This window comes from Ruminococcus sp. AM26-12LB (assembly GCF_003480785.1).
Classification (GTDB): Bacteria; Bacillota; Clostridia; order Lachnospirales; family Lachnospiraceae; genus Blautia_A; species Blautia_A fusiformis.
Genome location: NZ_QUJX01000015.1, coordinates 47,460 through 57,849, shown reverse-complemented (window position 1 = coordinate 57,849; position 10,390 = coordinate 47,460). Strand labels below are relative to the sequence as shown.

Annotated in this window: 13 protein-coding genes; all 13 read left to right on the top strand. The window is 46.9% G+C overall.

The annotated features are described in order from the left end of the window. Positions 1-8: 8 nt before the first annotated feature. The 13 genes from groES to DW694_RS12170 all read left to right on the top strand — a co-directional run bounded on the left by groES (position 9) and on the right by DW694_RS12170 (position 10,324). On the top strand, positions 9-296 hold the full coding sequence (gene groES, locus DW694_RS12220; protein ID WP_044960825.1) for a co-chaperone GroES: 288 nt from the start codon (positions 9-11) through the stop codon (positions 294-296). Further along, a complete protein-coding gene (locus DW694_RS17490) occupies positions 296-535 on the top strand; it encodes an MATE family efflux transporter (protein WP_330643928.1) in 240 nt (79 codons plus the stop codon). Before groES ends, DW694_RS17490 begins: the two co-directional genes overlap by 1 nt. Positions 536-555: 20 nt before the next feature. Beyond that, positions 556-786 (top strand): MATE family efflux transporter, encoded by a 231-nt coding sequence (locus DW694_RS17485; protein ID WP_353615818.1) that lies wholly within the window; start codon positions 556-558, stop codon positions 784-786. 29 nt (positions 787-815) lie between these two features. Further along, positions 816-1,049: a hypothetical protein gene (locus DW694_RS17480; protein ID WP_330698508.1), complete on the top strand. Its 234-nt coding sequence runs from the start codon at positions 816-818 to the stop codon at positions 1,047-1,049. Positions 1,050-1,271: 222 nt separating this feature from the next. After that, the gene (locus tag DW694_RS12210; RefSeq protein WP_118753088.1) at positions 1,272-2,843 is read left to right on the top strand and encodes an ABC transporter substrate-binding protein; all 1,572 of its coding nucleotides are present in this window, start codon (positions 1,272-1,274) and stop codon (positions 2,841-2,843) included. A 99-nt stretch (positions 2,844-2,942) separates the two neighbouring features. Further along, complete coding sequence (locus DW694_RS12205; RefSeq protein WP_021650547.1) at positions 2,943-3,893, top strand: ABC transporter permease; 951 nt, start codon at positions 2,943-2,945, stop codon at positions 3,891-3,893. A gap of 13 nt (positions 3,894-3,906) precedes the next feature. Further along, complete coding sequence (locus tag DW694_RS12200; protein WP_015524834.1) at positions 3,907-4,740, top strand: ABC transporter permease; 834 nt, start codon at positions 3,907-3,909, stop codon at positions 4,738-4,740. Between the two features lie 15 nt (positions 4,741-4,755). Beyond that, a complete protein-coding gene (locus tag DW694_RS12195) occupies positions 4,756-5,715 on the top strand; it encodes an ABC transporter ATP-binding protein (protein WP_022426783.1) in 960 nt (319 codons plus the stop codon). Next, positions 5,712-6,689, top strand: coding sequence for an ABC transporter ATP-binding protein (locus tag DW694_RS12190; RefSeq protein ID WP_118753087.1), 978 nt, complete (start codon positions 5,712-5,714; stop codon positions 6,687-6,689). Before DW694_RS12195 ends, DW694_RS12190 begins: the two co-directional genes overlap by 4 nt. A gap of 29 nt (positions 6,690-6,718) precedes the next feature. Beyond that, positions 6,719-7,987 carry an L-serine ammonia-lyase, iron-sulfur-dependent, subunit alpha gene (locus DW694_RS12185; RefSeq protein WP_353615817.1) on the top strand — a complete coding sequence of 423 codons (1,269 nt, stop codon included), beginning with the start codon at positions 6,719-6,721 and terminating at the stop codon, positions 7,985-7,987. A 44-nt stretch (positions 7,988-8,031) separates the two neighbouring features. Then, positions 8,032-8,823, top strand: a complete 792-nt coding sequence (locus DW694_RS12180) for an NYN domain-containing protein (RefSeq protein ID WP_022426781.1) — start codon at positions 8,032-8,034, stop codon at positions 8,821-8,823. Continuing rightward, the gene (locus tag DW694_RS12175) at positions 8,820-9,782 is read left to right on the top strand and encodes a tRNA-dihydrouridine synthase family protein (RefSeq protein WP_021650541.1); all 963 of its coding nucleotides are present in this window, start codon (positions 8,820-8,822) and stop codon (positions 9,780-9,782) included. Before DW694_RS12180 ends, DW694_RS12175 begins: the two co-directional genes overlap by 4 nt. Next, on the top strand, positions 9,779-10,324 hold the full coding sequence (locus DW694_RS12170; RefSeq protein ID WP_015524841.1) for a DUF2284 domain-containing protein: 546 nt from the start codon (positions 9,779-9,781) through the stop codon (positions 10,322-10,324). The genes DW694_RS12175 and DW694_RS12170 overlap by 4 nt, the downstream gene beginning before the upstream one ends. The last annotated feature ends 66 nt before the right edge of the window (positions 10,325-10,390 follow it).

Here is a 10,390-nt window from a genome sequence, read left to right as displayed (position 1 = left end):
AAATGAATATGGCATTAAAACCAGTTGCAGACAGAGTTATCGTAAAATATTTTGAGACAGAAGACAAAACCGCATCCGGCATCGTACTTCCGGACAGCTCCAAGGAGAAAACCCAGCAGGCAGAGGTTATCGCAGTAGGTGGCGGTAAGGTCGTAGACGGTAAAGAAGTACCGGTACAGGTAAAGCCGGGCGACCGTGTGATCTACGGAAAATACACAGGAACCGAGATCAAATATGAGGGTGAGAAATATCTGGTGATCAACGCAGATGATATCATTGCCATCGTAAAAGACTGATGAAGAATTTTTATCGTAATTTTCTGAAATTATGCTCCATGCTGGTGCTGCAGAATGTAGTGACCTTAAGTGTCAATCTTGCTGACAACATTATGCCTGGAGCCTTCAGCGAAACTGCATTATCCGGTGTGACCACCGTAAACCAGGTACAGTTCGTCTTTCAGCAGCTGCTTATGGCGTTGGGAGACGGACTTGTCATATTCGGAAGTCAGTACTGGGGAAAGAGACAGAGCCGGTAAGGAAGATCGGTGCCTGGGCCATGCGCACAGGCTTTTTTATTGCCCTTATGCTGTTTATCCTGGCCAGCCTTTTTCCAACACAGCTGCTGGGGCTTTTTACAACAGACCAGACGATTATCGAAGCCGGTCTTTCCTATCTGGCGATCATCCGGTTTACTTACTTTTTCTTTGCAGTGACGCAGATCCTGCTTGCTACACTGCGCTGTGTGGAAATTGCAGGGGTTGCCTTCGGGCTTTCGGTAATGACTTAAGTGTAGTAATGGTAGGAATGTCCTATCAGATGCCGACAAATGGTGGTATCATCCGGGGAAGCGGAAGCATCGCTTATTCCATGAAGGTGGACCTGATCAGTACCTGGGGGATCGTGATCCCTCTGTCCATGTTTATGGCATTTGTGGTCAATGCATCCCCGGCAATGGTGGTATGCTGCCTGAATGCAGATCAGATCTTTAAATGCGTGCCTGCATTTTTGAAGTGCAATTACGGACACTGGATCAAAAATATGACGAATTAAGGAAATATATATAGATCAGAGGCAAGATACAGAAAATTTATCTTGACGCCTGTGTGATCTGTATGTAGAATAAATACAAGCTTTAACGAAATGCAGTAAAAAAATCTCTGAAGAGCCAGGGACAGCTTGACAAAGGTAATATGGTATAGTATTATCTTGCCCATATCATATTAAACTGGTGGGAAAAGAGGTATACTCACTGAAACACAGGAGGAACAGGAAATGAGAAAAAAAGTACTGGCAGCGCTTCTGGCAGCTGCAGTGGCAGGAACAACTGTTATGTCAGGAATGACTGTTTTTGCAGCAGAAACAGAAGGAACCAAGGCGGAAGGCGGAAATATTACCATTGCAGAAACAGCAGATCCGCAGAACATCAATCCGCTTTATGTTGTGGATCAGACAAGCTTCGATATGATGCAGGCACTGTACAGCCCGTTTTTTGAGATCGTGAACGGAGAGATGTATTATGAAAACGGACTTTGCGAAAGTGTAACAGCCAATGATGATGCCAGCGAATTCACACTGAAGCTCAAAGACGGACTGAAATGGCATGACGGTCAGCCGATCACAGCCGATGATGTGGTATTCACCATGCAGGTGCTGGTAGATGAGAAGCAGAATGTTCCGTATTCTTCTTACGGATACGTTAATGACAAGGCAGTAGAGGCAGAGAAGGTTGATGACCTTACAGTCAAGATTTCCCTTGGATCATCTTCCGCAGGATTTCTTGGCGGACTGAGCCAGGTTTACTGTATTCCGAAGCATATTTATGACGGCGTGGAGAATATCGGAGAAAGTGATCTCAACAATGAACCGGTGGGAAGTGGTCCTTTTAAGTTCGAGGAATACAAATCCGGAGAGTATTATAAAGTAACAAAATTCGATGACTATTTTGATGATGTAAATCTGGATTCCATCACCTTCAAGATCGTAAAGGATTCCAGCTCCGCCAATGCGGCACTTGCAAGCGGAGATCTGGATGCACGTCTGATCAGCGCAGATGATTACGATACCGTCAGTGCTTACGATAACGTAAACATCAATACCTATAATTCCGGACGTGTCAACGCCATGTTCATGAATGAGCTGAACGAAGATCTTCAGGATGTAAAGGTACGTCAGGCGATCGCATACGCATTGAATAAAGAGGAGTTCTGTCAGTTTGCTTTCCTTTCCGAGGATTATGCAGAGCCTGCAGATTCTATTTTTACACCGGATACACTCTACTATACAAAACCGGACAATACCTACGACAATGATCCGGCTAAAGCACAGGAGCTCCTTTCCGAAGCAGGAAAGACAAGTCTTTCTCTGAATCTGATGTATATCTCCACAGATAAGACAATGGAGAGTGAGGCTCTGTATGTACAGTCTGCCCTTGCCAATGTAGGAATCACCATCAATCTTCTTCCTACAGATGAGTCTACCTTCAAGAATAAGACAAAGGATACGGAGTGCACAGATTATGATCTGGTACTGAGCTTCTACACTCTGGGAGAAGAGCCGAGCCTTTATGCAGACATGAGTTCTTCCGTCAGCCGTTCCAACTATTCCAGGATCAAGGATACAGATCTGGATGCATTGTGGGAAGAGGGCAACAGCACTGCAGATGAGACAAAACGTGGCGAGATTTATAAGGAGATCCAGAATACGATCAATGATAACATGTATATCTATCCGATCGCTTATTCCAATGGTTTCTATGCGGTAAGTAAAGATTTCGGAGGCTTTGATGAATGTCTGTTAAAAACTATTTATTATGATTATTCCAAGATCTACACATTGGAGAAATAAATAATTTTATAGCGGATGAATACCGGAAACAGAAAGAGGCTGACGCGTTTTTTGCGCCAGCCGATTTCCTGTTTTCGGGGAAAATAAAGGAGGTACATTTTGAAGAAGATCGTAAACCGTCTGATACAGTGTATTCTGACACTGTTTATTGTCTCTGTTCTCTGCTTTGCACTGACAAAAGCAGCGCCCGGAGATCCTGTCCTGACTTATGTGGAACCAAATATGAGTGAAGAATATATCCAGAACCTGAGAGAAAGCCTGGGACTTACAAAGCCTGTCTATGAGCAGTACTTTCTGTGGCTGGGAAGGATCCTTCACGGGAATTTCGGAAATTCCCTGATGAATAACCGACCGGTCCTGACACAGATGCTGGAGAGGCTTCCCGCAACCGTGATCCTAATGGGAACCAGCATGCTGCTTGGTTTTCTCATTGCCATTGTACTGGGCCTGTATTCCGGAAAGAATAAAAATGGTGTTCTGGATAAGATCACCAGCATGTTCTGTTATGTAGGTATCTCCATTCCTACGTTCTGGTTCGGTATCATGCTGATCTATCTCTTCAGTGTGCATCTCCATATCCTGCCAAGTATCGGTATGCATTCAGACGGCAACCGTTCCTTAGGAGATCTGATCCTGCATATGGTCATGCCCTGCGCAGTTCTGACCTTTGCAAATGCGTCACAGTACATCCGGTATTTAAGAAGCAGTACCATTACGGAAATGTCCTCCGATTATGTTATGGTGCAGAAGGCTTATGGAATGAAAGAGTCTGGAATCCTTTTCCGGCATGTACTGAAAAATGCCATGCTTCCTATGATCACAGTTCTCGGAATGAGCCTGCAGTCTCTGGTTTCCGGTGCCATTATCACCGAGCAGGTTTTTGCATGGCCGGGAATCGGTCAGCTGGCAGTGACCGCTGTTATGCAGTATGATTATCCCCTGATCATGGGAATCACCATGTTTACCGCGCTTCTCGTGGTGCTCGGAAATCTTCTGGCAGATATCCTGTATGCTGTCTTTGATCCGAGGATCCGCAAAGCAGGATGTTAGGAGGTAAAGGAACATGAGAGAAAATATCTGGAAAAATATCAAACTTGGTTTTAAGACAAATAAACTTGCAGTGGCAGGTGCAGCAGCGATCATCCTGCTGGCACTGATCTCCATTTTTGCCTTTTTGTATCCGGTAGATCCCAATGCCATCAGCGCCACAGAGCGACTGAATGCTCCATCCATGGCACACCTTTTCGGTACGGATGATATGGGACGGGATTATCTGGCTCGCTGTATTTACGGAGGAAGAGCATCCCTTCTGGTGGGCTTCCTTTCCATGGTGCTTTCGACAGCCCTTGGTGTGATCATCGGTTCCATCAGCGGTTTTGTGGGAGGAACGGTGGATGCGGTGCTGATGCGTCTGGTGGATGCACTGATGAGCCTTCCGACATTCCTGATCATGATCGTTATGAATGCCTTCCTGAAACCGGGACTTCAGAACATTGTCCTGATCATCGGCTTTCTGACCTGGATGAACATTGCCAGGATCGTCCGTGGCGAGACCATTTCCCTGAACGAGAGAGAGTATGTCATCTATGCAAAGATCTCCGGACAGAAGAAATTCTCCACCATTGTACATCATATCCTGCCTAACATCATGCCTACCATTATCGTGGCTGCAACCATGAACATTGCCAATGCCATCCTGATGGAATCTGCACTGAGCTTTTTCGGCCTGGGTATCCAGCCGCCTACGGCTTCCTGGGGAAGTATGCTGAGCAATGCACAGCGCTATATCCAGCAGGCACCGTATCTGGCTATTTTCCCCGGAATCCTGATCCTGATCACGGTCGTCAGCTTCAATTATCTGGGAGAAGTATTAAGAAAAGTATTCGAGCCCAAGTAAGGAGGACATTTACATATGGAAAAATTACTGGAAGTAAAAGATCTGAAGGTGTCTTTCTTTACAGACCTTGGAGAGACACAGGCAGTAAAAGGTGCAGGCTTTGCCATCGGTGAGGGGGATTTTTTCGGGATCGTAGGAGAGTCCGGAAGCGGAAAAAGCGTGACCACCAAATCCATTCTCCGTCTCGGACCATCCAACTGTAAGATCATGGGTGGTGAGATCCTGTTCCGGGGAGAAGATATCCTGAAGAAAAATGAAGCAGAGCTCCGTGAGATTCGCGGTGGTGAGATCGCCATGATCTTTCAGGATTCTCTTTCCGCACTGAATCCGGTTTACACTGTTGGCAATAAGATGGTAGAGCTGATCCGGCGCCATACCAATATGAACAAAAAAGAAGCAAAGGCCCGGGTGCTGGAGCTTCTCACAGCCGTTGGCATCACAGACCCGGAAAAGGCTATGAACAGCTATCCCCACGAGCTTTCCGGCGGTATGCGCCAGCGTGTGATGATCGCCATGGCCATGAGCAGTGACCCGAAGATCCTGATCGCAGATGAGCCCACCACAGCCCTGGACGTTACGATCCAGGCGCAGATCCTTCATCTGCTTCTGGAACTTCAGAAAAAAAACAATATGAGCATCATCCTGATCACCCATGATCTGGGCGTTGTAGCGCAGACCTGTAAACGGGTAGCTGTCATGTGTGGTGGCTACGTGGTGGAAGAAGGAACTGTAGAAGAAATCTTTCTTCATCCGGGACATCCCTATACACAGGCACTGATCGCAAGCATGCCGCGGGTGGGAGGTACCTTTGAACAGTTTCTGGAGAGAGATCTTTCGGACGGAAACGGTGATCTGTGTCCCTTCCTGAATCGTTGTAAATATGCGGACAAAACCTGTGAAGCCTGTCTTCCGAAATATTATGAGGCTTCAGAGGGACACAGGATATTCTGTCACAGAAGGGAGGAGAAGAGATGAGCAAGCCCTTAATTGAAGTAAAAGATCTGAAAGTATATTTTAAACAGAAATCTCCGAAGCTTCTGTCCTTTAAGCCGGGCATACTGAAGGCTGTGGATCAGGTAAGCTTTTCGATTGAAAAGGGGAAAACTTTCGGTCTGGTAGGAGAATCCGGAAGCGGAAAATCTACCATCGGAAAGGCAATCCTACGTTATCATAAACCCACAGGCGGTGAGATTTTTTATGAAGGAACAGAGATCGGAGCCATGGGGGAAAAAGAACTGCTTCCATACCGCAAAAAAATGCAGTCCGTTTTTCAGGATCCCTATTCCTCTCTGGACCCAAGCCATACAGTGCAGGATATCATCTGTGAGCCTATGGCGATCCATAAAATGTACACTCCAAAGGAACGTAAGGAGCGTGCAAAAGAACTGATCCGCGTGGTTGGCCTCAAAGAACAGGATCTTCTGAAGTATCCTCATGAGTTCTCCGGCGGACAGCGTCAGAGGATTTCCATTGCAAGAGCACTTTCCGTACAGCCGGAATTTGTAGTCTGCGATGAGCCCATTTCTGCGCTGGATGTTTCCCTGCAGGCCCAGATCGTCCAGATGCTTCAGGATCTTCAGGAAAAATACGGGCTGACCTATCTGTTCATCAGCCATCAGCTGCAGGTGGTCCAGAAGATCTGTGATGAGATCGGGGTGCTTTATCTTGGAAATCTCATGGAGATCGCAGATGCAGATAAGCTCTATTCCAATCCGCTGCATCCTTATACAAAAATGCTGATCTCCTCGATTCCGATTCCGGACCCGAGAGTCAAAACTCTGGATCAGATCGTTACGGATACCGGAGTACAGTCCAGATCTATCGGGGGCTGTCGCTTCCATAACCGCTGTCCGTGGTGTGAGGAACGCTGCAGACAGGAAACCCCGGCACTTCGTCAGGTGGAGCCGGGACATATGGTAGCATGTCATAAATATCAGGAAAAGAAATAATCATAAAATACGGGAAGGTAAATAAAAAAGTGGACAAAAATATATATAAAAACTATCTGGCGATCCTCCGTGAGGAGATGATCCCGGCTATGGGATGTACAGAACCGATCGCTCTGGCCTATGGTGCGGCAAGAGCAAGAGAGATCCTTGGGAAAGAGCCGGAGCGTATCGTAGCAAAATGTTCCGGAAATATCATCAAAAATGTGCGTTGTGTGATCATTCCCAATTCAGGAGGCTTAAAGGGGATTCCTGCAGGTGTGATCCTTGGGGCGGTGGCAGGAGATGCCTCACTGAATATGGAAGTTCTTTCCAAAGTCGATGAAAAGGGCAGGGCACGCTGCCGGGAACTTCTGGAGGCAGATATCTGTAAGGTGGAGCTTCTGGACACGCCGGTAGTCCTTCACATTATCATCGAAATGTATGCCGGTGAAGATGCCGTCATCCTGGAGATCAAATACGACCATATCAACGTGACTAGGATCAGCAAAAACGGAGAGATCCTCCTTGATGCAGATAAAGCAGTGGAAGAAAAGGAAGAGACGGACCGTGGCCTGTTAAATCTGGAGGATATTCGGGAATTTGCAGACACCGTAGAGCTTTCCGATGTAAAGGAGCTTCTGGATGCGCAGATCAGAAGCAATATGGCCATTGCTCATGAGGGAATGACCGGAAAATACGGCCTGGGTATCGGGCGCGTGATCCGTGAAAATTATTCTCACGATATGCTCACCAGAATGAGAAGTCTTACTGCAGCGGCTTCTGAGGCACGTATGGGTGGCTGTGATATGCCGGTTGTCATCAATTCCGGAAGCGGAAATCAGGGAATTGCATGCTCTGTTCCGCTGATCGTCTATGCAAGAGAGATGGAGCTGCCGGATTACAGCCTCTACAGGGCTCTGGTGTTTTCCAATCTCCTCACAGTTTATCAGAAGCAATATATAGGGAAGCTGTCTGCCTTCTGCGGTGCGGTATCGGCCTCCTGTGCAGCCGGAGCTGCCATTACCTATATGGTAGGCGGAGATATTTCCCTGATCAAAAAAACGATCGAGAATACCCTCGCCAATATTCCGGGAATCATCTGTGATGGGGCCAAGATCTCCTGTGCTGCCAAGATCGCAGCCTGTCTTGACGCAGCCTTTCTGGCGCATCATCTTGCCATGAACGGGCAGTCTTATGCACCTTATACAGGAATTCTCCAGGAAGAAACCGCAGAGACCATCAGCTGTGTGGGACAGATCGGAAAAGACGGTATGAAGGAAACAGACAGAGAGATCCTCAAGATCATGCTGGAGCATTGATCCGCATCGGAGACGGCACAGATTAAACAGAAAAGGTTGGATTTATGGACAACGAATTAAGAATTGCAATACTGATCGATGCAGATAATGTATCAGACAAATACATCAAGATCATCGTGGATGAAGTGGCAAACATCGGCATAGCCACCTACAAACGGATCTATGGAGACTGGACCAGTGCACGGCTTTCCTCCTGGAAAAAGGTTCTTCTGGAGGATTCCATCATTCCTATCCAGCAGTACAGCTATACCACCGGAAAAAACGCCACCGATTCGGCGATGATCATTGATGCTATGGATATTCTGTATTCCGGAAATGTGGATGGATATTGTATTGTTTCTTCGGACAGTGATTTCACCCGTCTGGCAGCAAGGCTCCGGGAATCCGGAATGCTGGTCCTGGGTATGGGAGAGGAGAAGACGCCGAAGCCGTTTATTTCCGCATGTAACCAGTTTAAATATCTGGATCTTCTCTATCGCAACCAACAGGAGGAAGAGAAGAAGGAAGATCTGGCTACTGCAGCAGAAGCTAAAAAATCCGGAAACAGCAGTAAACAGAGCAGCTCCGGCTCTAGGAAGAACAAAGATCTCAAGCGGGTGCGCAAGGCCATTAATGCCATCATCGAGAAATTTTCTGACGAAGAGGGATGGCTTTCCTCCGGACAGCTGGGCGACCAGCTTGGGAAACGACTTCCGGATTTTGATGTGCGTAATTACGGATATTCCAAGCTGACCCCCTTTATCAAATCTCTGGGAAATTATGAGACAGGCAGGATCCCCACAGGAAGCGGAGGGAGAAAGCAGATCTATTTCCGGATGAAGGAGGATAAACAATGAAGAATTATCTGGCACCTATGGAGGGCGTAACCAACTGGGTTTACCGGAATGCATATCATGACTGTTTTTATCCCATGGATAAATACTTTACGCCCTTCATCACTGCTAAGCCCAATAAACGTCTCAGCAGCAAGGAGATCAAAGAGGTATCACCGGAAACCAACGGAGATCTTCCGGTGATCCCCCAGATCCTGACCAACAATGCGGAGGATTTTGTGAAAACAGCGCATATCTTCCGGGATGAATACGGACACAGGGAAGTGAATCTCAATCTGGGATGCCCCTCGGGAACTGTCACAGCCAAGGGAAAGGGTGCCGGTTTCCTGGGCGAGCCGGATAAGCTGGAACGTTTTCTGGATGAGATCTTCGAAAAGACCGGGATGGAGATCTCCATAAAAACGAGAGTGGGAACGGATTATGAGGAAGACTGGGAACGGCTTCTTGAGATCTACGGCAGATATCCGCTGAAGGAGCTGATCATCCATCCACGCCTTCTGAAGGATCATTATAAGGGGGTTCCCAGATATGGACTGTATGAGGAGGCAAGGGAAAAGCTGAAGGTTCCCCTGGGATATAACGGGGATATTTTTTCAGTGGAGGCTTATCAGGAAATCCGGGAGAAATTTCCGGATGCAGACAGCGTCATGTACGGAAGAGGCCTGATCGCAAGGCCCTATCTTCTGGATGCCATTATGCAAAAAGAAGACGGAGAGGATCACCGGGAAGAATACCGAAAAAAGCTGCGGCAGTTCCATGACCGTCTTTACCGGGATTATCAGGAATATCTTTCGGGAGAACGAAATGTACTTTTCCGCATGAAGGAATTGTGGAGTTATATGGCACCGGGCTTTACCAATTATGCCAGATATCTGAAAAAGATCAAAAAATCCCAGCATTTTGGTGACTATGAGGCAGCAGTTATGAGCCTTTTTGGAGAACAGGAGATCTTAAAGGTATGAACAGTATAAAAGAAAAATTTGATGAGTTTATTTCCCAGTATCCCATTTTTGAGTATCGTGTGCTGGATACCGGGGATATTAAAGTACAGTCACGTGTGCGTACGATCTGTAAACAGGAATGTGAACGTTATGGGAGCACATGGGCCTGTCCTCCGGCAGTGGGAGAGCTGTCAGAATGCGAAAAGAAGATCCGGAGCTATCCGAAAGCAGTTTTCTTTTCCAGCGTTGCGGAGGTATCGGATATCATGAACATGAAGGAGATGCTTTCCACAAGAATGGAACACGAAGCGCTTACAGAGAAGGTACGTGATTTTCTGGAGGGAGAGGGCTATGAGACCTTTACGCTTTCCACGGAATCCTGTGACTTCTGTGAACGCTGTGCCTATCTGGACGGAAAACCATGCCGTTTTCCGGAGCATATGCATCCATGTCTGGAAAGCTATGGCGTGGTAGTCAGTGAGATCGTAGAAAAGGAAGCTATGGAATATAATCTGGGTGGAAATACCATCCTCTGGTTTTCCATGGTGCTGATCCGCAGATAAAAGACAAAAAGCAGATACAGCGAAAGATACATAAGAAGAAATCCTCCGGCATAAATTAATGATAAA